This is a genomic window from Roseicyclus marinus (assembly GCF_036322625.1).
Classification (GTDB): Bacteria; Pseudomonadota; Alphaproteobacteria; order Rhodobacterales; family Rhodobacteraceae; genus Roseicyclus; species Roseicyclus marinus_A.
Window position 1 is genome coordinate 3,382,826 of record NZ_AP027266.1, and the last position, 21,488, is coordinate 3,404,313.

19 protein-coding genes are annotated in these 21,488 nt (G+C 64.0%); 7 read left to right on the top strand and 12 right to left on the bottom strand.

Translation table 11 applies throughout. The features are described 5' to 3' along the window. Positions 1 to 46: 46 nt before the first annotated feature. The 3 genes from AABA51_RS16295 to cysQ are packed head-to-tail and all read right to left on the bottom strand — an operon-like array spanning position 47 to position 2,831. Positions 47 to 1,252, bottom strand: a complete 1,206-nt coding sequence (locus tag AABA51_RS16295; RefSeq protein ID WP_338273158.1) for a glycosyltransferase family 2 protein — start codon at positions 1,250 to 1,252, stop codon at positions 47 to 49. Continuing rightward, the gene (locus AABA51_RS16300) at positions 1,252 to 2,052 is read right to left on the bottom strand and encodes a 3-deoxy-manno-octulosonate cytidylyltransferase (RefSeq protein ID WP_338273159.1); all 801 of its coding nucleotides are present in this window, start codon (positions 2,050 to 2,052) and stop codon (positions 1,252 to 1,254) included. The genes AABA51_RS16295 and AABA51_RS16300 overlap by 1 nt, the downstream gene beginning before the upstream one ends. Further along, a complete protein-coding gene (gene cysQ / locus AABA51_RS16305) occupies positions 2,049 to 2,831 on the bottom strand; it encodes a 3'(2'),5'-bisphosphate nucleotidase CysQ (RefSeq protein WP_425328847.1) in 783 nt (260 codons plus the stop codon). The genes AABA51_RS16300 and cysQ overlap by 4 nt, the downstream gene beginning before the upstream one ends. 147 nt (positions 2,832 to 2,978) lie before the next feature. Here cysQ and AABA51_RS16310 point away from each other — a divergent pair, with 147 nt between their 5' ends. Then, positions 2,979 to 3,800: an ABC transporter permease gene (locus AABA51_RS16310; protein WP_338273160.1), complete on the top strand. Its 822-nt coding sequence runs from the start codon at positions 2,979 to 2,981 to the stop codon at positions 3,798 to 3,800. Here AABA51_RS16310 and AABA51_RS16315 read toward each other — a convergent pair. Then, positions 3,767 to 4,402 carry an alpha-ketoglutarate-dependent dioxygenase AlkB gene (locus tag AABA51_RS16315; protein WP_338273161.1) on the bottom strand — a complete coding sequence of 212 codons (636 nt, stop codon included), beginning with the start codon at positions 4,400 to 4,402 and terminating at the stop codon, positions 3,767 to 3,769. The genes AABA51_RS16310 and AABA51_RS16315 overlap by 34 nt on opposite strands. A gap of 182 nt (positions 4,403 to 4,584) precedes the next feature. On the opposite strand from AABA51_RS16315, the gene dnaK reads away from it, so the two are divergent. From dnaK to mutS, 3 genes are all read left to right on the top strand, one after another. After that, positions 4,585 to 6,492 carry a molecular chaperone DnaK gene (gene dnaK, locus AABA51_RS16320; RefSeq protein ID WP_338273162.1) on the top strand — a complete coding sequence of 636 codons (1,908 nt, stop codon included), beginning with the start codon at positions 4,585 to 4,587 and terminating at the stop codon, positions 6,490 to 6,492. A 74-nt stretch (positions 6,493 to 6,566) separates the two neighbouring features. Continuing rightward, positions 6,567 to 7,727: a molecular chaperone DnaJ gene (gene dnaJ, locus AABA51_RS16325; RefSeq protein WP_338273163.1), complete on the top strand. Its 1,161-nt coding sequence runs from the start codon at positions 6,567 to 6,569 to the stop codon at positions 7,725 to 7,727. A 116-nt stretch (positions 7,728 to 7,843) separates the two neighbouring features. After that, complete coding sequence (gene mutS / locus AABA51_RS16330) at positions 7,844 to 10,480, top strand: DNA mismatch repair protein MutS (RefSeq protein WP_338273164.1); 2,637 nt, start codon at positions 7,844 to 7,846, stop codon at positions 10,478 to 10,480. On the opposite strand, the gene AABA51_RS16335 is transcribed toward mutS, so the two are convergent. Further along, complete coding sequence (locus AABA51_RS16335; RefSeq protein ID WP_338273165.1) at positions 10,477 to 11,034, bottom strand: nucleotide exchange factor GrpE; 558 nt, start codon at positions 11,032 to 11,034, stop codon at positions 10,477 to 10,479. The two genes, mutS and AABA51_RS16335, sit on opposite strands and share 4 nt — an antisense overlap. 29 nt (positions 11,035 to 11,063) lie before the next feature. Then, positions 11,064 to 12,140, bottom strand: a complete 1,077-nt coding sequence (gene hrcA, locus AABA51_RS16340) for a heat-inducible transcriptional repressor HrcA (protein ID WP_425328848.1) — start codon at positions 12,138 to 12,140, stop codon at positions 11,064 to 11,066. An 82-nt stretch (positions 12,141 to 12,222) separates the two neighbouring features. Here hrcA and rph point away from each other — a divergent pair, with 82 nt between their 5' ends. From rph to hemW, 3 genes are read left to right on the top strand one after another with little or no spacing between them, the layout of a single operon-like run. Continuing rightward, positions 12,223 to 12,936: a ribonuclease PH gene (gene rph, locus AABA51_RS16345; RefSeq protein WP_277825533.1), complete on the top strand. Its 714-nt coding sequence runs from the start codon at positions 12,223 to 12,225 to the stop codon at positions 12,934 to 12,936. Beyond that, positions 12,936 to 13,544 (top strand): RdgB/HAM1 family non-canonical purine NTP pyrophosphatase, encoded by a 609-nt coding sequence (gene rdgB / locus AABA51_RS16350; RefSeq protein ID WP_338273167.1) that lies wholly within the window; start codon positions 12,936 to 12,938, stop codon positions 13,542 to 13,544. The genes rph and rdgB overlap by 1 nt, the downstream gene beginning before the upstream one ends. Next, entirely contained in the window at positions 13,537 to 14,703 is a 1,167-nt protein-coding gene (gene hemW, locus AABA51_RS16355) for a radical SAM family heme chaperone HemW (protein WP_338273168.1), read from the top strand. Before rdgB ends, hemW begins: the two co-directional genes overlap by 8 nt. Here hemW and AABA51_RS16360 read toward each other — a convergent pair. Genes AABA51_RS16360 through rho form a run of 6 tightly spaced genes read right to left on the bottom strand, consistent with a single transcriptional unit; the run spans position 14,700 to position 21,462 of the window. Then, positions 14,700 to 15,608, bottom strand: a complete 909-nt coding sequence (locus AABA51_RS16360; RefSeq protein WP_338273169.1) for a ParB/RepB/Spo0J family partition protein — start codon at positions 15,606 to 15,608, stop codon at positions 14,700 to 14,702. The genes hemW and AABA51_RS16360 overlap by 4 nt on opposite strands. After that, positions 15,608 to 16,408 carry a ParA family protein gene (locus tag AABA51_RS16365; RefSeq protein WP_338273170.1) on the bottom strand — a complete coding sequence of 267 codons (801 nt, stop codon included), beginning with the start codon at positions 16,406 to 16,408 and terminating at the stop codon, positions 15,608 to 15,610. Before AABA51_RS16365 ends, AABA51_RS16360 begins: the two co-directional genes overlap by 1 nt. Next, entirely contained in the window at positions 16,401 to 17,027 is a 627-nt protein-coding gene (rsmG, locus tag AABA51_RS16370) for a 16S rRNA (guanine(527)-N(7))-methyltransferase RsmG (RefSeq protein WP_338273171.1), read from the bottom strand. The genes AABA51_RS16365 and rsmG overlap by 8 nt, the downstream gene beginning before the upstream one ends. After that, positions 17,024 to 18,898 carry a tRNA uridine-5-carboxymethylaminomethyl(34) synthesis enzyme MnmG gene (gene mnmG / locus AABA51_RS16375; RefSeq protein WP_338273172.1) on the bottom strand — a complete coding sequence of 625 codons (1,875 nt, stop codon included), beginning with the start codon at positions 18,896 to 18,898 and terminating at the stop codon, positions 17,024 to 17,026. Before mnmG ends, rsmG begins: the two co-directional genes overlap by 4 nt. Positions 18,899 to 18,902: 4 nt before the next feature. Continuing rightward, positions 18,903 to 20,177 (bottom strand): tRNA uridine-5-carboxymethylaminomethyl(34) synthesis GTPase MnmE, encoded by a 1,275-nt coding sequence (gene mnmE / locus AABA51_RS16380; RefSeq protein WP_338273173.1) that lies wholly within the window; start codon positions 20,175 to 20,177, stop codon positions 18,903 to 18,905. Positions 20,178 to 20,190: 13 nt separating this feature from the next. Beyond that, positions 20,191 to 21,462: a transcription termination factor Rho gene (rho, locus tag AABA51_RS16385; RefSeq protein WP_338273174.1), complete on the bottom strand. Its 1,272-nt coding sequence runs from the start codon at positions 21,460 to 21,462 to the stop codon at positions 20,191 to 20,193. Positions 21,463 to 21,488 lie beyond the last annotated feature (26 nt).

A 21,488-nucleotide genomic window follows, 5' to 3' on the forward strand; every position in this document is an offset into this window, starting at 1 on the left:
AACCCGGATCGGCGGTTAACGAAAGATACAGCGCGACCCACGGTTGTCAGTCACCGGGCGCGAACAGGCGCGCCTTTTCGTGCGCGATGCGATCCCGGTAGCGCCACAACTGAACCCGGCGTTCCGTGCGGTCACTCGGACCGAAAAGCCCGCCGGACTGTTCCCACCATCCACCATCCGTAAAGACGATCCGATGCTTGCGGGGTGTCGGCTCCAACAAAACAAGGGCTGTCGGGTTCCCTTGGGCAACCTGGTCTGCCGCTTGAGCGCACAGCGCCTTCGCCTTGTGCCACCAGCCGTCATGAAACGACATGGGGGGCGGAAGGTCGTCACGCAATGGCACGAAGCTGCGAGAGGTCGCGGGAATGGCGACCACGGATGGCAGATCGCGGGTTCGCCCCTCATCGATGCCGGATCTCAGGCTTTGGGTCAGGTGGCGGATCTCGGTCGGGCCGATCTTGCGCGCGCGGGCCAGCCGCATGAGGCGGAGACGCTGATCTTCGATTAGGTGGTCAACAGCACCCTCTAGCGCATCAGGCGCATGTTTTTTAAGGAAAATCACGCTTGACGCGCCGATATCGGTCAGATCCGTCGGGATGCGGTCAGCGCGGCGGCGGGGGCTTTTGGCGAAACCGTGGTGGACGCGCATTCCCGGAACATGGCGCAGCGATTGGCCCGCTTGCACAAGACGCCGGGCAAGGTCGGTTTCGTCGAGGTAAAATCGGAAAACAGGGTCGAAACCGCCGCTTAGAGCCAGAATCTCGCGGCGAAAGGCCATGTTCGTGCCGTGCAGCTTCACCGTTTCACCCGGACCCGGCGCCTCGCCTGCGGCAAGCCAGCGGTCGCGGCCCAAGCGATCCACGGCCATCCTGCCCCATTGCAAGGAAATGCCGTTGCGACCGATCACGGGTCCCGTCACGGCTGCCAGACCGGGGTCGGCAAAGGCCGAAAGGATCGTCTCGGCCCAATCCGGTTCCGGCACGGCATCATCGTCGACAAAGGCGACGATCTCGCCCGCAGCGGCGGCGATCCCTTGGTTTCGCGCGGCAGAGATGTTGCCAACCTTTTGTTCCAGATAGGTTATCCGCTCCGAAAAGGGCAAGGCACGGGCAACCGCCAAGCCATCTTCATCGGCGACGACGATCACTTCGAACCGGGTGGAGCGGAGCTGCGACAGGGCGATCAGACAGCGCGCGAGCGCGCGGGGGCGCGCCCAACTGACGACGATCACGCTCAGCCGCGGGGCTGGCATCAGGGAAGGCCCATCTCGGCCAGCATCGCCTCGATCCGGGGGACGTCTTCGGGGTTGTTCAGTTCCCAGAATTTTCGACCCTGTGCGGCCACTTCGACACAGCGCACGACCTGCCCCGCCTCGAGAAAGCGGAGCTGTTCGAGCCCCTCGAGCGTCTCCAGCGGACCGACCGGCCAGGTGGGGTAAGCGCGCAAGGCGTCGGGGCGATAGGCGTAGACGCCGACATGGTGAAAGACGGGCGTCGGCGCGTCATCGGCATAGGCGGACCCGGTGAAGGGTATGACTTCCTTGGAAAAATAGAGCGCGCGCATCGCGGCATCCGCCACGGCGGTGGTGCCGCCGACACGGCCCGCAGCGCGATCGGCCTTGAGCGCGGAGAGGGTTTCGCCGTCGCAGCGCAGGATGGGCGTGGCGAGCGCGGCATCGGGATCGGCGCGCAGGCCCGCGACGAGCGCGGAGAGGAACCAAGGCGGGGTCAGGGGCGCGTCGCCCTGAAGATTCACAATGATTTCAACGTCATCGCCAAGCTGTTCCAGCGCCTCGGCGCAGCGTTCGGTGCCGTTGCGCGCCTCTGTCGAGGTCATCAGGACCTTTGCGCCAAAGGATTTCGCGTGATCGGCGATGCGGTCGTCGTCGGTGGCGACATGGATCGCGTCGAAATCCGCGACCTCGCAGGCGGCGCGCCAGCTGCGTTCGATCAGGGTCTTTTCAGACCCTGTAGCGCCGCGCAGGGTCGCTAGCGGTTTGCCCGGATAGCGGCTGGAGGCGTAGCGGGCGGGGATGATGCAGACGGTGCTCATGCCGGTTTCAGCTCCACGCCGGGGGCAAAGGCTATGAAGAAACCATTACCAAAACCGGGCTTCCCGTAAACGAATGGTTGATGATCCTCGAAGCGGACCACGTGGCCGCCCGCGCCGCGCAAGACGGCATCGCCGGCCGCCGTGTCCCATTCCATCGTGCGTCCGAGACGGGGGTAGAGATCGGCCTCGCCGGTGGCGACGAGACAGAATTTGAGCGAGGAGCCCGCGCTTTTGAGATCGGCCACGCCATAGCGGGAGATATAGTCATCGGTCGCCGCATCGCGGTGCGATTTGGAGGCGACGACCATCAGCGCGGCATTGTCGGGCTGGCCCACGCGGATCGGGGTGACGGGACCGGGGGTTTCGGGATCGAAGGGGCCGGTTTCCTCGACGCTGGTGCCATCGGCATCGGTGTAGAACAAACGCCCCTTGGCGGGCGCATAGACGACGCCGCGCAGGGGCACGCCTTTGTCCACCCAGGCGATGTTCACGGTGAAATCGCCCCGGCGCTGGATGAATTCCTTGGTGCCGTCCAGCGGATCGACGATCAGGAAACTGTCGGCAGACAGATCGTGGCTGGCGGCCTGTTCCTCGGTCACGAGGGGCAGATCGGGAAATTCGGCGCGCAGCCGGGCGGAGATCAGGGCATCGGCGGCTTCGTCGGCTTCGGTGACGGGGCTTTGATCCGATTTGGCCTTCACGGCGAAATCATCGGCCTCGTAAATCTGCAAGATCCGCTCGCCCGCCTCGAGGGCTGCGGCGCGGAAAACCCGCATCATGCGATCATACTGCAATTTCGCCTCCATTTGGCCGCGATTGTGTGGCATTGGCTTGGGGCGTTATCCTCCTGCGCAGGGTCCGGGGCAAGAGCGGGCCGCGCGGGGGATCACGCGAGAGCGGGTCAAGTTAAAGAGTTGCAGACCGTCATGTTCGAGAGCCGCCGCAGTCATTCGACCTTCAGCCTTGCCATGGCGATGCTGGAAAATTCCTTTCACGCCGGGGCGCGAAAGGTGCGGCAAACGCATCGCTACGCAATCATGGCGATCGTGATGAGCCTGATCCAGTCGCTGCTGTTTCTTGCGGCTTTCTACGTAATGCTCACCTTTCTCGGGCAGCGCGGCGCGTCGGTGCGCGGGGATTTCATGCTCTACCTGCTGACCGGCATCTTTGCGTATCTCACGCATATCAAGTCGGTGCAGGCGATCACGGGCGCGGAAAATTCGACCTCGGCCCTGATGCAGCACGCGCCGATGAACACGTTGGTGGCGATCCTGTCCTCGGCGCTGAGCGTTCTATACACACAGACCGTCAGTCTTTTGATGATCTTGTTGCTGCTGCACACGGTGCTGCAGCCGATCACGATCCATTACTGGCCCGGCGCCTTGCTGATGTTCATCCTGTCCTGGGCTTCGGGCTGTGTGATCGGATTGCTGTTCATGGCGCTGAAACCTTGGGTGCCGGATCTCGCCGGTATCTTGCAGCAGGTCTGTGTGCGGGCGAACATGATCGCGTCGGGCAAGATGTTCGTGGCGAACATGATGCCCACCGCCGTCATCGGGCTTTTCGACTGGAACCCGCTGTTCCACATCATCGATCAGGCGCGGGGGTTCACATTCGTGAATTATTTTCCGCACCATTCGAACTGGCAGTATCCGGTTTATGCCACGCTGGTGCTGCTGGTGATCGGCATGATGGGCGAAGCCTATACGCGGCGCTATGCATCCGACAGCTGGAACGCGGGGCGCTGATCGACGACGCGGAGCGTCAGGTTGATCCGGCCCCCGTTGCGCAACAGCGTCGACGACCCGGGGCGCACACGGTCGATGCCGTGATAGGCCAGGCGCGCGGGGCCGGACAAAAGCGCCACATCGCCCGAGCGGAGCCAGATCGAGCGCGTGGGCCCACCGCGTTCGGTGCCGCCCACCCGGAAAAGCGCGTCATCGCCGAGCGAGATGGACAGAACCGGCTGGGTCAGATCGGCCTCGTCCCGATCCTGGTGCAGGCCCATGCGGGCGGTTTCGGAATACCAGTTCACAAGGCAGCATTGCGGGCGGCGGTCGGTCCCCGAGAGCGCATCCCAGACCCGCAGAACGGAGGCCGGGATCGGCGGCCAGGTCTGTCCCGAGGGATGGGTGGAGGCGTAGCGATAGCCGCGGCGATCCGAAATCCAGCCATAATCGCCCGCAGCCGTCATGCGCACCGACATCTTTTGCCCACGCGGCGTTTCGGGGGTGAAGAAGGGGGCGGCGGCGGCCACCGCGCGGATATCTTGCACCAATCGGGCCTGTTCATCGGGGGCCAGCCAACCGGGCCATATCGTCACCCCGTTCAGATCAACCGTGGTTTGCATGGTTTTTCCCCTGTTTTCCGGCCCTGCCCAGCGCTTGCAGGGGCAAATCCACCTCCCTATATACCCAGCGAACCGGTCGGGCGTGCAGCCCCGGCCATATCAACACCATCACGAGGGCGGCACCGGGGGCCATAACGGACCCGCCACCGCCCGTTCGCTTGAAGCAAAGGGACCCGACCGACATGGCCAAAGTGATTGGTATCGACCTCGGCACCACCAACTCCTGCGTTGCCATCATGGATGGCAGCCAGCCGCGCGTCATCGAGAATTCCGAAGGGGCGCGCACCACGCCCTCCATCGTGGGCTACACGGAAGATGAACGTCTTGTCGGCCAGTCCGCCAAGCGTCAGGCCGTGACCAACCCCGAAAACACCATCTTTGCCGTCAAGCGCCTGATCGGGCGCCGTCTGGGCGATGCGGAGGTGGAGAAGGACAAGAAGCTTGTCCCCTACAAGATCGTCGACGGCGGCAATGGCGACGCCTGGGTCGAGGTGCGCGGCGAGAAATATTCGCCGAGCCAGGTTTCGGCACAGATCCTGACCAAGATGAAGGAAACCGCCGAGAGCTACCTGGGCGAGGAAGTGACGCAGGCCGTCATCACGGTTCCGGCCTATTTCAACGACGCCCAGCGCCAGGCGACCAAGGACGCGGGCAAGATCGCGGGCCTCGAGGTGCTGCGGATCATCAACGAGCCGACGGCAGCTGCGCTCGCCTATGGTCTGGACAAGAAGGAAACGCGCACCATCGCGGTCTATGACCTTGGTGGCGGCACCTTTGACATTACGATCCTGGAGATCGACGACGGCCTGTTCGAAGTCAAATCGACCAACGGGGATACGTTCCTGGGTGGTGAAGATTTCGACATGCGGATCGTCAATTACCTGGCCGACGAGTTCAAGAAAGAGAACGGCGTCGATCTGACCTCGGACAAGATGGCGCTGCAGCGTCTGAAGGAAGCGGCGGAAAAGGCCAAGATCGAGCTGTCGTCGTCGAGCCAGACGGAGATCAACCAGCCCTTCATCTCGATGGGCAAGAACGGTCAGCCGCTGCACATGGTGATGAAGCTGACGCGCGCCAAGCTGGAAAGCCTGGTGGGCGATCTGATCACCAAGTCGATGAAGCCTTGTGCGGCCGCGTTGAAGGATGCGGGCCTGTCCAAGGGCGATATCGACGAGGTCGTTCTGGTCGGCGGCATGACCCGCATGCCCAAGGTCATCGAAGAGGTGACCAAGTTCTTCGGCAAGGAGCCCCACAAGGGCGTGAACCCCGACGAAGTCGTGGCCATGGGTGCGGCGATCCAGGCGGGCGTGCTGCAGGGCGACGTGAAGGACGTGGTCCTCCTGGACGTGACGCCGCTGTCGCTCGGCATCGAGACGCTGGGCGGCGTGTTCACCCGTCTGATCGACCGCAACACCACGATCCCGACGAAAAAGGCGCAGATCTTTTCCACGGCGGATGACAACCAGAATGCCGTGACCATCCGCGTGTTCCAGGGCGAACGCGAAATGGCGGCGGACAACAAGATGCTGGGCCAGTTCAACCTGGAAAACATCCCGCCCGCCCCGCGCGGCGTGCCGCAGATCGAGGTGACCTTCGACATCGACGCCAACGGCATCGTGTCGGTCGGCGCCAAGGACAAGGGCACCGGCAAGGAGCAGAAGATCACCATCCAGGCCTCGGGCGGTTTGTCGGACGAGGATATCGAGCGCATGGTCAAGGAGGCGGAAGAGAACGCCGACGCCGACAAGAAGCGCCGCGAGCTGGTGGAAACCCGCAACCAGGCCGAAAGCCTGATCCATTCGACCGAAAAGTCGATGGAAGAGCATGGCGACAAGGTCGACCCGTCCACGATCGAGGCGATCGAACTGGCCATCAAGGCGCTGAAGGAGCAGCTGGAGACGGAAGACGCCGGCAAGATCAAGAGCGGCATCCAGAACGTCACCGAAGCGGCGATGCGTCTGGGCGAGGCGATCTACAAGGCGCAGTCAGAAGCGGGCGAAGATGACGACCCGGATGCGGCACGTCCCGTGGACGACGACATCGTCGATGCGGATTTCGAAGATCTCGACGACGACCGCAAGCGCGGGTGATCGCGTGATGTGACCCTCTTGCGGCCGGCCGGGGGCGACCTTGGCCGGCGCGCCTGTTCCAGGGAAGGGACAAGATGGCAAAGCGCGATTACTACGAGGTGCTCGGGGTCTCGAAAGGCGCGTCCGCCGACGAGATCAAGAAAGCCTATCGCACCAAGGCGAAAGAGCTTCACCCCGACCGCAACGCCGACAAACCCGATGCCGAGGCCCAGTTCAAGGAAGTGAACGAAGCCTATGACGTGCTGAAGGATGCCGACAAGAAAGCCGCCTACGACCGGTTCGGCCATGCGGCCTTTGACGGGGGCATGGCGGGCGGCGGGCGCGCGGGCGGCTATGGCGGACGGCCCGGTCAGGGCGATTTCGCCAGCGCCTTTTCCGATGTGTTCGAGGATCTGTTCGGCGATTTCATGGGCGGCCAGCGCGGTGGCGGTGGGCGCAGCCGGGCAAGCCGGGGATCGGATCTGCGCTACAACCTGCGGATCAGCCTTGAGGAGGCGTTTGCGGGTCTGAACAAGCAGATCACGGTGCCCTCATCCGTCGCCTGCGGGTCGTGCAACGGCACCGGGTCCGAGGCGGGGGCCGAGCCCACCACCTGCCCCACCTGTTCGGGCATGGGCAAGGTGCGGGCGCAGCAGGGCTTTTTCACGGTGGAACGGACCTGCCCTACCTGTTCGGGGATGGGCCAGATCGTCAAGAACCCGTGCCGGACCTGTGGCGGCGCGGGCCGTCAGCAGAAGGACCGCGCACTGTCGGTGAATATTCCGGCGGGTGTCGAGACCGGAACGCGCATCCGCCTGTCGGGCGAGGGCGAAGCCGGGATGCGCGGCGGGCCGTCGGGCGATCTCTATATCTTCATCGAGGTTTCGGAGCATGCGCTGTTCCAGCGGGATGGGATCGACCTGTTCTGCCGGGTGCCGGTGTCGATGACGCGCGCAGCGCTTGGGGGCGAGATCGAGGTGCCCACGATCGACGGCGGGCGCAGCCGGGTGAAGGTGCCCGAAGGCTCGCAATCGGGGCGGCAGATGCGGTTGCGTGGCAAGGGGATGCCGCAGCTGCGGGGCCCCGGCATCGGCGACATGTATATCGAGCTGGCCGTCGAGACGCCCGTCAGCCTGACGGCAGAGCAAAAAGAGCTGCTCAAGAAATTCGAGGAGATCAGCGCCAAGTCGAACAATCCCAATGCGACCGGGTTTTTCGACAAGGTGAAGAGTTTTTGGGACGGGATGACCGGGTAAGGCACCGGGCAGGAAACAGGAAAAGGCCCCGCTCTGTCGGGGCCTTTTTCATGCGTTTGCGCTTCAATCCCAGGGTCAGCTTGCGTAGGCTTTGCAGGCTTGCAAGGGGGAACGGAATGACGGCCCAAGTGACGCCGATGATGGCGCAATATCTGGAGATCAAGGCGCAATATGCCGATGCGCTGTTGTTCTACCGGATGGGCGATTTCTACGAGATGTTCTTTGACGATGCCGTGGCGGCGGCTGCAGCGCTCGATATCGCGCTGACCAAGCGCGGCCAGCATCTGGGCGAGGACATCGCGATGTGCGGGGTGCCCGCGCATTCCGCCGAAAGCTACCTGCTGACGCTGATCCGCAAGGGGTTTCGGGTGGCCATCTGCGAGCAGATGGAAGACCCGGCCGAGGCCAAGAAACGCGGGTCCAAGGCCGTGGTGCGGCGCGACGTGGTGCGGTTGGTCACGCCCGGCACGCTGACCGAGGATACGCTTTTGGAAGCGCGGCGGCACAATTACCTGGCCGCCTATGCCGAGATAAGGGGCGAGGGCGCGCTGGCGTGGTGCGATATCTCGACCGGGGATTTCCAGGTGATGCCCTGCCCGCCCGTGCGGCTGGGACCGGAGCTGGCGCGGTTGATGCCGCGCGAAGTGCTGGTGTCGGACGGAATGCCGCCCGAACGGATCGCCGCGATGGAAGAGATCGGCGCGGCGGTGACGCTGCTGGCCCCCACCAGTTTCGACAGCCGGGCCGAGGGGCGGATCGGGGATGTGTTCGGTGTCGCCTCGCTGGAAGGGTTCGGGAGTTTTTCGCGCCCCGAGGTGGCGGCAATGGCGGCCGTCATCGATTACCTGTCGCTGACGCAAAAGGGCAGCCTGCCCTTGTTGCATGCGCCCCGGCGGCAAAATGCGGGCCAGGTCTTGCAGCTGGATGCGGCGACGCGTCGGAACCTGGAACTGACCCATGCGCTGTCGGGGGGCCGTGCAAATACGGTCCTGTCGGTGATCGACCGGACGCTGACGGCAGGCGGTGCGCGGCTGTTGGAGCGGCGGCTTTCGGGGCCGTCGACGGATCTGGCCGTGATCCGGGCGCGGCATGATGCAGTGTCTTATTTCGTGTCTGACAGGCTGGTTAGAGACGAAATAGAGGGTCGGTTACGGCGTATCCCCGATCTGGATCGGGCGTTGTCGCGGCTGGCGCTGGACCGGGCCGGGCCGCGCGATCTGGCCGCGATCCGCGACGGGTTGATGGGGGCGAGCGCCTTGCAGGCCGCGATGCGGGACCAGGACCTGCCGCAGATGCTGGCCGAGGCGCGCGAGGGTTTGGCGGGAGATGCCGATTTGGCCGACCTGTTGGACCGCGCGCTGGTGGCAGAGCCGCCGGTGCAGTTGCGCGACGGAAGCTCGATTGCCGAGGGCTATGACGCGGAGCTCGACGAGGTGCGCCACCTGCGCGACCAGGGGCGCGGCGTGATCGGGCCGATGCAGGCGGAATACATTGAGGCGACGGGGGTTTCGTCGCTGAAGATCAAACATAACAACGTCTTGGGCTATTTTATCGAGACGACGGCGACCCATGCCGACAAGATGCTGTCGCCCCCTTTGTCCGAGCGGTTCATCCACAGGCAGACCACGGCCAATGCGGTGCGGTTCACCACGCTGGAGCTGTCGGAGCTGGAAACCAAGATCCTGAATGCGGGCAACCGGGTGCAGGAGATCGAGCGCGCGCTGTTCCAGTCGCTGCGCGAGGCGGTTCTGGCGGCCCAGGATGCCGTGGGTGCGACGGCGCGAGCGCTGGCGGAGCTGGATCTTGCATCCGCCCTGGCGCGGCGGGCGGTCGAGGGGAACTGGACCCGGCCCGAGATGCGGGAAGATCGCGCCTTCGACATCGTGGGCGGGCGGCATCCGGTGGTCGAAGCGGCGCTGGCGCAGGGCGGAACGCCTTTTGTCGCCAATGATTGCCGCCTGTCGCCGATGGGCGACGGTGCCGCCGTCACGCTGTTGACGGGCCCCAACATGGCGGGGAAGTCCACCTATCTGCGGCAGAACGCCTTGATCGCGATTCTGGCTCAAATGGGCAGTTTCGTGCCTGCCGAGCGGGCGGAAATCGGGCTGGTGAGCCAGGTTTTCAGCCGGGTCGGCGCGGCGGATGACCTGGCGCGGGGGCGGTCGACCTTCATGGTCGAGATGGTGGAAACGGCGACGATCCTGAACCAGGCGGATGAGCGGGCGCTGGTGATCCTGGACGAGATCGGACGGGGAACGGCGACCTATGACGGGCTGTCCATCGCCTGGGCGACGCTGGAACATCTGCACGAGGTGAACCGCTGTCGCGCGCTATTCGCCACGCATTACCACGAGATGACCAATCTGGCCGCGCGGCTTGAGGGGTTGCGCAATGCCACGGTTGCGGTGCGCGAATGGGAGGGAGAGGTGATTTTCCTGCACGAGGTGCGGGAAGGGGCCGCCGACCGATCCTATGGCGTACAGGTGGCAAAGCTGGCCGGTCTGCCCGAGCGGGTGATCGCGCGGGCGCAAACCGTGCTGACGGCGCTGGAAAAGGGCGAGCGGGAAGGCGGCGACCGAAAGGCGGTGATCGACGATCTGCCGCTGTTTGCCGCCGTCCCTGCCCCCGCGCCGAAAGCGGCGAAGGGATCGGCGGTCGAGGCGCGTCTCAAGGAGATACACCCCGACGAGTTGACCGCGCGCGAGGCGCTGCAAATTCTCTATGATCTCAAGGATCTGGCGGAAAAGGCTTAGCCGGGGTTGGAGGACACGCCGACCTGCGCGGGACGGATCAGGCGGTCGTGCAGCATGAAACCTTCGGTCATGACTTGCAGGATGTCGCCCGCTTTCGTGCCGGGAACGGGGGCTTCGAACATCGCCTCGTGCGTATTGGGGTCGAAGGCGTCGCCGACCTCGGGCGCGATCAGGGTGACGCCGTGCTTGTCCATCACCTTGAGCAATTCGCGCAGCGTCAGTTCCACCCCTTCGAGAAGCGCGCTGTCGGCATCGCCCGCGGCATCGCTGGCGCTGTTCAGCGCGCGGCGCAGGTTGTCGTAGACGGGCAGAAGATCGCGGACGATGCGGGAGCCGCCGAATTTCTCGGCCTCGCGCCGGTCGCGTTCGGCGCGTTTGCGCACGTTTTCCGATTCGGCCAGCGTGCGCAGCAGACGATCCTTGAGCTCGGCATTTTCGGCGCGCAGCGCGTCGTTTTCGTCAACCGGCAGATCCTCGGTCAGATCGACCTCGGCGGTTGCGGCCTCTTCGGCGTATTCCTGTTCTGCGACATGATCTTGTTTCGCGTCGGACATGCGTGCCTCTTCACCCTTCCTTGCGGCTTTTATCCCCGGTCGGCGATCAGTTTGCCGACCAGTTGCGCCGTATAATCCACGATCGGGACGATACGCCCGTAGTTCAGACGGGTCGGGCCGATGACCCCGACCGCGCCCACGATCTTTCGGTCAGCGTTCATATAGGGAGAGACGACCAGAGCGGAACCCGAAAGTGAGAAAAGCTTGTTCTCGGAGCCGATGAAAATGCGGACCCCGTCGCCGGATTCGGCCAGTTCGAGGAATTCGGCGATGTCGCGCTTGCGTTCGAGATCGTCAAAGAGGTGGCGGATGCGGTCCAGCTCTTCGGCCTCGGCGGCGTCGGAGAGGAGATTCGCGCGGCCCCGCACGATCAAACGGCCCTGATCGTTGCCGTCGCTGTCCCAGACGGCGAGGCCCGCCTCGATCAGGTGGTTGGCAATCTCGTCGATCTGGGCGCGGCGTTGATCCACCTCGCGCTGCATTTCGGCGCGGAGCGTGCCCAAGGTGCGGTCGGCCAGATGGGCGTTGAGGTAATTCGCCGCCTCGCGCATCGCGCTGGGGGTGTGGCCGGGGGGCGGCTGGAACAGGCGGTTTTCGACATGGCCATCCGAAAACACCAAGACCACAAGGGCGCGGTCGGGGGCGAGCGAGACGAAATCGATGTGCTTGATCGGCGCTTCGCGTTTCGGGGCCAGAACGACGCTGGCGCCATGGGTCGCCTGCGACAGGGCGGCGCCGATCCGGTCGAGGGCTGCCGCGACATCGCCCACGTTGGAGCCGAGCGTATCATCGAGGCTTTGCTTGTCGGTGGCGGCCAACTCGCCCACCTCGAGAAACCCGTCGACGAACATGCGCAGGCCAAGCTGGGTGGGCACGCGCCCGGCGGAGATATGGGGGCTGTCCAGGAGGCCCAGATATTCGAGATCCTGCATCACGTTGCGGATCGTGGCCGCCGACACCTGTTCCGAGAGGCTGCGCGTCAGGGTGCGCGAGCCCACGGGCGCGCCGGTTTCGAGATATCCCTCGACCACGCGGCGAAACACCTCGCGGGAGCGGTCGTTGAGATCGCCCATCACGGTCTGGCTGCTGGTCTTGCGGTCGGTCATCGTCATGGTCGTTCGATCCATTCGGGCTTGCGTCCGAGGCGGCGCGCGGACTATCCCGCAGGGGTAGATCAGGGAGATATTTATGCGTCCTTCCGGCCGAAACCTAGACGAAATGCGCGAGATTTCCATCGAGACGGGTGTCACGCGCCATGCCGAGGGATCGTGCCTGATCCGCTGCGGCGGCACGCATGTGCTTTGCACTGCGACGCTGGAGGAACGGGTGCCGCCGTTTCTGAAGAATACCGGCCTTGGCTGGGTGACGGCGGAATACGGGATGCTGCCGCGCGCCACCCATACGCGGATGCGCCGCGAGGCGGCATCGGGCAAGCAATCGGGACGGACGCAGGAGATCCAGCGGTTGATCGGGCGCGCGCTGCGCGCTGGCGTTGACCGGTCGGCATTGGGCGAGCGGCAGATCACCATCGATTGCGACGTGATCCAGGCCGATGGCGGAACGCGCTGCGCGTCGATCACGGGCGGTTGGGTCGCGCTGCGGCTGGCGGTGAACAAGCTGATCAAGGCCGGCGATATCGTCAGCGACCCGATCACGGATCACATCGCGGCCGTATCTTGCGGGATTTATGCGGGGCAAGCGGTGCTGGACCTCGATTACCTTGAAGACAGCGAGGCGGGGACGGATTCGAATTTCGTGATGACGGGCAGCGGTGCCCTGGTCGAGGTTCAGGCCAGCGCCGAAGGGTCGGCGTTTTCTCGCGGGCAATTCGACGAGATGTATGGCTTGGCCGAAAGCGGCATCGCGGCGCTGGTCAAGGCGCAGAAGGCGGCGACATCCTGATGCGGCGGTTCACGGGCGACCATCTGCTGATCGCGACACACAATCGCGGCAAGCTGGAGGAGATGGAGGCGCTTTTGGCGCCTTACGGGATCACCGTGTCCTCTGCCGCCGATCATGGTCTGCCCGAGCCCGAGGAAACCGGCACGACATTCGTCGAAAATGCCAGGATCAAGGCGCATGCGGCGGCCAAGGCCACGGGCCTGCCCGCCCTGTCGGATGACAGCGGGATCGAGATCGACGCGCTGGATGGCGCGCCCGGTGTCTATACCGCCGATTGGGCGGAAACCCCCGATGGCCGCGATTTCGTCATGGCGATGCGGAAAACCCATGATCTGCTGGAGGCCAAGGGCGCGGCCCACCCCCGCACGGCGCGGTTCTGCTGCACGCTGGTGCTGGCATGGCCCGATGGGCATGACGAGGTGTTTCCCGGCGTGATGGAGGGCTGCGTCGTCTGGCCGATGCGGGGCGACCAGGGGCATGGCTATGACCCGATTTTCCAGCCCGCAGGCTATGACGTGACCTTTGGCGAGATGGATCGCTGGGAAAAGAACAAGATCAGCCATCGCGCCAAGGCGGTCGAACAGCTGAAGCAGGTCTTCGGTGGCTGAAGATTGGGAGGCCGGTGGTTTCGGTCTTTATATCCACTGGCCCTTTTGCCAGGCGAAATGCCCCTATTGCGATTTCAACAGCCATGTCGCGGCCGAGATCGACCAGGCGCGGTGGAAATCCGCCTATCTATCTGAAATTGAACGTGTTTCTGCCGAGTTGCCGGGCAGGCGGCTGACCAGCATCTATTTCGGCGGCGGCACACCATCGCTGATGGCGCCCGATACGGTCGCGGCCATGCTGGAGGTGATCAAACGGGCCTGGCCGGTTGCCAATGATCTGGAAGTGACGTTGGAGGCGAACCCGACCTCGGTCGAGGCGGGACGGTTCCGCGCCTTTCGCGATGGGGGTGTGAACCGGGTTTCGATGGGCTTGCAGGCGCTGAGCGATGTGGATCTGAAGCGTCTGGGGCGTCTCCATTCGGCGGCGGAGGGTCGAAACGCCTATGCGATCGCGCGCGACGTGTTTCCGCGTGTCAGTTTCGATTTGATCTATGCGCGGCAATACCAGGGGTTGGAGGATTGGCGAGCGGAATTGGCCGAAGCCCTGACCTTGGCTGCCGATCACCTGTCGCTCTACCAGTTGACGATCGAGGATGGCACGGCCTTTGGCGAGCGGCATGCCATCGGGCGTTTGGGTGGCTTGGTCGAGGATGACACCGCCGCCGCGATGTATGATCTGACCCAAGACATGTGCGACGCGGCGGGATTGCCCGCTTATGAAGTGTCGAACCACGCCAGCGACATGGCGCAATCGCGCCACAACCTGATCTATTGGCGCGGTGGCGATTACGCCGGGATCGGGCCGGGCGCGCATGGGCGGATCACGCTGGGCGGACGGCGGATGGCGACCGAGACGGAATTGTCGCCCCTTGGCTGGCTGCGCCGGGTGGAGACGCAAGGGACTGGCGAAACGCTGCGCGATGCGGTGAGCGGGCGCGAACGGGCCGAAGAATACGCGATGATGGCACTGCGCCTGTCCGAGGGGATGGACAGGGCGCGGTTCGTGGCGATGAACGGGGCGGATTTCGACCCTGATGTGCTGAACAGGCTCGAATCCTTGGGGATGATCGAGGTCACGGAGCGTCGGATCACCACGACGCTGGATGGGCGGCGGGTGTTGAACGCGGTGCTGCGCGAGTTGCTGGCCGAGGCGGGTTAACCACGCGACAGGCGGGCAATCAGATCGTCGAGCGCCGCGAGATCGGCGTAACGGATCGAGACGCGCCCCGCGCCCGAGGCGGTGTCGTGGTCGATGCTGACGGGCATGCCGAGCGTGGCGCTCAGATCACCCTCGAGCGCCAATGTATCGGCATCCTTGTCTGTTCCGCGCCCGACCGTGGCACGGATCCGGGTGGTGCTTTCCGTTGAAGCCTTTGATTTCGCGTGCTTTTCGACGTCACGGACGGACCATCCCTCGGCCACGGCCTTGCGCGCCAGGGCCAGCGGATCATCGGCCGTCAGAAGCGCGCGGGCGTGACCGGCGGTCAGATCGCCGTTGCGCAGCATGTCCTGGATCGGGTCGGGCAGCGCCAGAAGCCGCATCAGGTTGGCGATATGGCTGCGGCTTTTGCCCATGGCTTGCGCCAGTTGATCCTGTGTATGGCCGAAGCGGTCGATCAGCTGACGATAGCCTTGGGCTTCTTCCAGCGCGTTCAGGTCGGCGCGCTGAATGTTTTCGATGATCGCGACCTCGAGCACCTCGGTATCGTCAAAATCGCGGATGATCACGGGCAGATCATGGAGTTGCGCCAGTTGCGCAGCCCGCCAGCGGCGTTCGCCCGCGACGATCTGGAAATTTTCGGCCTTGGCCGGGTCGGGGCGCACGATCAGGGGCTGGATCACGCCCTTTTCGCGGATCGAGGCGGCCAGTTCCTGCAACGCGCCTTCGGCAAAGCTGCGGCGGGGCTGGTCGGGATTGGGGCGGATGCGGTCGATGGGCACGCGGCGCGTGTCGCGCGGGGTGCGCGGCGTGGCATCGGCGCTGGTCGTCGCCGGCGTTTCGATATCGGCCATGAGCGCCGACAAACCACGCCCCAGACCGCTGCGTTCGCGTCTTTTGACCATCAGGCGGGTTCCTTGCGTTTGGCGTGGCGCGACAGGATCTCGGACGCGAGATCCATATAAGCTTGGCTGCCCTTGGATTGGGGGTCATAGGCAAGCGCGGGCATGGCGTAGGACGGTGCCTCGCTCAGCCGGACGTTGCGGGGGATGCGGGTGGACAGGACCAATTCGCCCAAGGTGGCGCGGGCATCCGCCTCCACCTGTTGGCTGAGGTTGTTGCGCTGGTCATACATGGTGAGCACAACGCCCTCGATCCGCAGGCCGGGATTGGCGGTTTCGCGCACGTCGCGGACGGTGAGCATCAGCTGAGACAGCCCTTCAAGGGCGAAAAATTCAGCCTGGAGCGGCACAAGGACGGCATCGCAGGCCACGAGCGCATTGACCGTCAGAAGGCTGAGGGAGGGCGGGCAATCGATCAGGATATAGTCAAAGACCATGGCCGCGTCGGAGGACAAGGCATCCTTGAGCAGGAAGACGCGGTTTTCCTGTGTGCCAAGCTCGACATCGGTGGAGCTGAGATCGGTGGTCGCGGGCGCGATATGGAGGCGGTCAACGCCCGTGGGGCGAATGACATCGGCCAGGGGGGCATCTTCGAGCAGCAGTTCGTAGGTGGTGTTTTCGCGGTCCTTGGCGCTGACGCCCAGCCCGGTTGAGGCGTTGCCCTGCGGATCGAGGTCGACGATGAGGACCTTTTCGCCCAGTTCCGCCAAGGCCGCGCCAAGATTGATGGCGGTGGTCGTCTTGCCCACGCCCCCCTTCTGGTTCGTCACGGCAAGAATGCGGGGGCGCTTGGTGTCAGGCATGGGTCAGGTTCTCGATACGGAACAGGACGGCGTCGGCGTCGGTGACGCTGGGGACCGTGGTCACGTCCATCTGCCAGCGCTGGCGCGCGGTTTCAAGTTCCTCGGCGTGGCGCGCGCCCTTTTGGAGGAGGGCGACGCCGCCGGGGCGCAGGTGGAGATGGGCGTAACCGCAGAGCGTATCGAGCGCGGCCAAGGCACGGGCCGAGACGATATCGGCGGCCTGGGGCGGCATATCCTCGATCCGGCGGCTGAAAACGCCCACGGAAAGGCCCATTTGCCGGGCCGTTTCGCGCAGGAAAGCGGCCTTGCGCAAATCAGCCTCGACCAGGTTCATGCGCAGATCAGGCATTTTTTCGGCCGCGATGGCAGCGCAGACAAGGCCCGGAAAGCCCCCGCCGCTGCCCAGATCGGCCCATGTTTTGGCATCCGGAGGCGCGTGGTCGATCACCTGCGCCGAATCGAGGATATGGCGCGACCAGATCTGCGGCAGGGTGGCGGGCGAGATCAGGTTGATGGTTTTTTGCCATTTCGTCAGGAGGGACGCGAAAAGCTCCAACCTGTCCAGCGTTTCACGTGAAACATCCGCGGCGATCCGCGCCTTTGCGTCATCTTCGGTCATGCGCGCAGGCGCTCGTCCTGGCGGATGCGGGTGAGAATCAGCGCCAGGGCTGCGGGCGTCATCCCGTCGATCCGCCCCGCCTGCCCCAATGTTTGCGGTCGGATGCGGGTGAGTTTGCCGCGCAATTCGTTGGAAAGCCCGCCGATGTCGGAGTAATCCAGGGTTTCGGGAATGCTCAACGCCTCATCCCGGCGAAGGGCGTCGGCATCGCGCTGCTGGCGGTCGACATAGGTGCGATAGAGCGCCTCGATCGCCAGTTGGGTGCGGATTTCAGCGGGAAGCGCGGCGAATTCGGGCAAAAGCGGATCGATCTGGTCCGGCGTCACATCGGGAAAGGCAAGGATATCCATGCCCGTCCGGCGCTGTCCGTCCTGGTTTATGGCAATGCCCTGCGCCGCGATTTCACGGGGGGTGAAGGTTTCCCCCTCTAGCATCGCGCGACCGGTGGCGAGCGCGTCGAGTTTGGCGTCGAAAAGCTGGCGGCGCGCATCGTCGATCAGGTCGAGATCGGCAGCCAAGGGCGTCAGGCGTTGATCGGCATTGTCGGCGCGCAGCGACAGGCGGTATTCGGCGCGCGAGGTGAACATGCGATAGGGTTCGGACACGCCGCGCGTCACCAGATCGTCGATCAAGACGCCGATATAGGCGCGGTCGCGGCCAAGCGTGATCGGCCCCTGCCCTGCTACTTGCCGCGCGGCGTTGAGGCCGGCCATCAGGCCCTGGGCCGCGGCTTCCTCATAACCTGTCGTGCCGTTGATCTGACCGGCGAGGAACAGGCCCGGCAGCATCGGCAATTCGAGCGCGGCGTTCAGGCTTTGCGGATCGACGTAATCATATTCGATGGCATAGCCCGGTTGCAGGATTTCCGCCTGTTCCAGACCGACGATGGAATGGACGTAATCGTGTTGAACATCCTCGGGCAAGGAGGTGGAGATGCCGTTGGGATAGACGACATCGCTGTCCAGACCCTCGGGTTCTAGGAAGATCTGATGCGAGGTTTTGTCGGCGAAACGGACCACCTTGTCCTCGATCGAGGGGCAATAGCGGGGACCGACGCCTTCGATATGGCCACCATACATGGCGGATCGCGACAGATTCGCGGTGATCAGATCGTGGGTGCGTTCGTTGGTATGGGTGATGCCGCAGGAAATCTGCCGCACGGTCGGAGCGTTCGACAGAAAGGAAAACAGCATCGGATCGTCATCGGCAGGCTGCAGTTCCAGCCGCGCCCAATCGATGGACGAGGACCGCAGACGCGGCGGCGTTCCGGTTTTCAGGCGACCGAGCGGCAGAGACAGATCGCGCAGGCGCTGCGCCAGACGGTTGGAGGGTTTGTCGCCGATACGTCCCCCTTCCATCTTGCGGTCACCGATGTGGATGACGCCGCGCAGAAAGGTGCCGGTGGTCAGGACAACCGCCCCTGCCCCAATCTGTGATCCGTCGGCCAGTTCTATTCCGGCGATGCGGCCATCGGTGAGGATGAGGTCGGCAACCTCCCCCTCCAGAATCGTGAGGTTTTGTTGATCGGCCAACAGGGATTGGATCGCGGCGCGGTAAAACACGCGGTCGGATTGGGTGCGCGGGCCACGCACGGCAGGGCCTTTCCGGCGGTTCAGGAGGCGAAACTGAATCCCCGAACGGTCGGCGGCAAGGCCCATGATCCCGCCCATGGCATCGATCTCGCGCACGAGATGGCCTTTGCCCAAGCCGCCGATGGCCGGGTTGCAGGACATCACGCCGATGGTGTCACGGCGCATTGTGACAAGCGCGGTGCGGGCACCGGCGCGGGCCGCGGCATGCGCCGCCTCGGCCCCGGCATGGCCGCCGCCGATCACGATGACGTCGAAAGGGGCATGTTTCACGTGAAACACTCCATCACTTGCCGATGCAGAATTGCGCAAAGATTTCGCCGAGAACGCTCTCTACATCCATGCGCCCGATGAGGGAGTCAAGCGCCGCCGCCCCATCGCGCAGGTGAAGGGCCAAGATCTCGGCACCATCACCGGTGTCAAAGCTGCGGCGGGCAAGCGACAGGGCATCGCGCGCGCGGACAAGCGCTTGGCGATGGCGTTCATGGGAAGCGATGCCCATATTTCCAAGGCGATTGGAAAGCGCGGCGGAGACATCGGCGAGGAGTTGATCGATCCCCTCCCCCGTTTTGGCGGAGATGCCGAACCCCGTCAGGTCAGATTTGGTGGCGTAGCGCAAATCGATGGACAGGTTGAAATCCTGTGCATCATCCTGACCATCATCGAGGAGGATGCGAAGATCCGCCCCCTCGGCCCGTTCGCGGGCGCGCGCGACACCGATCTTTTCGATCGTGTCGTCGCTGTCGCGCAAGCCAGCGGTATCGAGGAAGGTGACCGGCAGCCCGTCCAGATCAACGCGCACCTCCAGCACGTCGCGGGTGGTGCCGGCGATCTCGGAGGTGATGGCAATCTCACGCCCGGCGATGCGGTTCAGGAGCGTGGATTTGCCGACATTCGGGCGGCCGATGATGGCAACCTCGAACCCGGCGCGCAGGCGTTCGGCCCCGGAAAACCCGGACAATTCGCCATCGATGGCTGTGATCACCCGGTCGATGAGGGAGGCAACCTCGGGCGAGACATCGATGGGCACTTCCTCATCCGCGAAATCGATCGTGGCTTCGATCAAGGCGGCGGCGCGCAAGAGATCGGCGCGGCAGGTATCGGCAAAACCCCGCATCGCGCCGGAAAAGAGCGATTGTGCCTGTTGGCGCTGCATCTCGGTTTCGGCGGCGATGAGATCGGACAGACCTTCGACCTGGGCGAGGTCGAGGTTTCCGTTCATCAACGCGCGGCGGGTGAATTCGCCCGGTTCGGCCATGCGGGCAAGGCCTGTGTCGGCAATCGCCTGTTCCACCGCACGGATGACCGCAATGCTGCCGTGGAGTTGCAGCTCTATGCTGTTCTCGCCCGTAAAACTGTGCGGAGCGTCGAAGCGCAGCACCAGGGCCTGATCAAGGACAAGCCCCACCCCATCGCGGATGGTTCTGAGCGCGAAACGGCCGGGTTCGGGCAGAGTACCGGAAAGGGCCTGACCGACCTGATGCGCGTCAGGCCCCGAAATGCGGATCACGGCAACGCCCGATTTGCCCCGAGCGGTTGCCAGGGCGAAAATCGTGTGCATCGCCGTGGCCCCCTTACGAATTCATGGATTCGAAGAATTCGGAGTTCGTCTTGGTCTGCTTGAGCTTGGAAATCAGGAACTCGATCGCGTCGGTGGTGCCCATCGGGTTCAGGATGCGGCGCAGGACATAGGTTTTCTGCAGGTCCACCTTGTCGACCAACAGATCCTCTTTCCTTGTGCCGGATTTGAGGATGTCCATCGCGGGGAAGACGCGCTTGTCCGCCACCTTGCGGTCAAGGACGATTTCCGAGTTACCGGTGCCCTTGAATTCTTCGAAGATGACCTCGTCCATCCGGCTGCCGGTGTCGATCAGCGCGGTGGCGATGATGGTGAGCGAGCCACCTTCCTCGATATTGCGGGCGGCACCGAAGAAACGCTTGGGGCGCTGCAACGCGTTGGCGTCCACACCACCGGTCAGAACCTTGCCCGAGGAGGGCACGACCGTGTTGAAGGCACGGCCAAGGCGCGTGATCGAATCGAGCAAGATGACGACATCGCGCTTGTGTTCGACAAGGCGCTTGGCCTTTTCGATGACCATTTCAGCGACGGCCACGTGACGGGTCGCGGGTTCGTCGAAGGTGGAGGAAATAACCTCCCCCTTCACGCTGCGCTGCATGTCGGTGACTTCTTCGGGACGTTCGTCGATCAGAAGGACGATCAGGTAGCATTCCGGGTGATTGGTTTCGATGGAATGCGCGATGTTCTGCAGCAGAACGGTTTTACCCGTGCGCGGCGGCGCCACGATCAGCGCACGCTGGCCTTTGCCAATGGGCGAAACAAGGTCGATGATCCGGGCCGAGCGATCCTTGATCGTCGGATCCTCGATTTCCATTTTCAGGCGTTCATCGGGGTAAAGCGGGGTCAGGTTGTCGAAGGCGACCTTGTGGCGGGCGCGTTCGGGATCTTCGAAGTTGATGCTCTGGACCTTGACCAGCGCGAAATACCGCTCGTTGTCCTTGGGCGCGACCATGACGCCGTCGACGGTATCGCCGGTCCGCAGCGAATATTGGCGGATCATGTCGGGCGAGACGTAAATGTCATCGGGACCGGGCAGGTAATTCGCCTCGGGCGAGCGGAGGAAACCGAACCCGTCTTGCAGAACTTCCAGCACGCCGTCGCCGATGATGTCCCAGCCTTCTTCCGCGCGTTCGCGCAGGATCTCGAACATCATCTCACCCTTGCGCATGGTCGAGGCGTTCTCGATCTCGAGCTCTTCGGCCATGGCCAGAAGGTCTTTGGGCGACTTGGCTTTGAGCTCGGCCAGCGTCAGCGTCGTTTTTGTCATGGAAAGATCCCGGAAACGGACAGCGA

Excerpts from the sequence above, each read along its gene's own strand:
- AABA51_RS16295 (WP_338273158.1), bottom strand. The coding sequence starts at position 1,252 with ATGCCAGCCCCGCGGCTGAGCGTGATCGTCGTCAGTTGGGCGCGCCCC.
- AABA51_RS16300 (WP_338273159.1), bottom strand. The coding sequence starts at position 2,052 with ATGAGCACCGTCTGCATCATCCCCGCCCGCTACGCCTCCAGCCGCTAT.
- cysQ (WP_425328847.1), bottom strand. The coding sequence starts at position 2,831 with ATGATGCGGGTTTTCCGCGCCGCAGCCCTCGAGGCGGGCGAGCGGATC.
- AABA51_RS16310 (WP_338273160.1), top strand. The coding sequence starts at position 2,979 with ATGTTCGAGAGCCGCCGCAGTCATTCGACCTTCAGCCTTGCCATGGCG.
- AABA51_RS16315 (WP_338273161.1), bottom strand. The coding sequence starts at position 4,402 with ATGCAAACCACGGTTGATCTGAACGGGGTGACGATATGGCCCGGTTGG.
- dnaK (WP_338273162.1), top strand. The coding sequence starts at position 4,585 with ATGGCCAAAGTGATTGGTATCGACCTCGGCACCACCAACTCCTGCGTT.
- dnaJ (WP_338273163.1), top strand. The coding sequence starts at position 6,567 with ATGGCAAAGCGCGATTACTACGAGGTGCTCGGGGTCTCGAAAGGCGCG.
- mutS (WP_338273164.1), top strand. The coding sequence starts at position 7,844 with ATGACGGCCCAAGTGACGCCGATGATGGCGCAATATCTGGAGATCAAG.
- AABA51_RS16335 (WP_338273165.1), bottom strand. The coding sequence starts at position 11,034 with ATGTCCGACGCGAAACAAGATCATGTCGCAGAACAGGAATACGCCGAA.
- hrcA (WP_425328848.1), bottom strand. The coding sequence starts at position 12,140 with ATGACCGACCGCAAGACCAGCAGCCAGACCGTGATGGGCGATCTCAAC.
- rph (WP_277825533.1), top strand. The coding sequence starts at position 12,223 with ATGCGTCCTTCCGGCCGAAACCTAGACGAAATGCGCGAGATTTCCATC.
- rdgB (WP_338273167.1), top strand. The coding sequence starts at position 12,936 with ATGCGGCGGTTCACGGGCGACCATCTGCTGATCGCGACACACAATCGC.
- AABA51_RS16360 (WP_338273169.1), bottom strand. The coding sequence starts at position 15,608 with ATGGTCAAAAGACGCGAACGCAGCGGTCTGGGGCGTGGTTTGTCGGCG.
- AABA51_RS16365 (WP_338273170.1), bottom strand. The coding sequence starts at position 16,408 with ATGCCTGACACCAAGCGCCCCCGCATTCTTGCCGTGACGAACCAGAAG.
- rsmG (WP_338273171.1), bottom strand. The coding sequence starts at position 17,027 with ATGACCGAAGATGACGCAAAGGCGCGGATCGCCGCGGATGTTTCACGT.
- mnmE (WP_338273173.1), bottom strand. The coding sequence starts at position 20,177 with ATGCACACGATTTTCGCCCTGGCAACCGCTCGGGGCAAATCGGGCGTT.
- rho (WP_338273174.1), bottom strand. The coding sequence starts at position 21,462 with ATGACAAAAACGACGCTGACGCTGGCCGAGCTCAAAGCCAAGTCGCCC.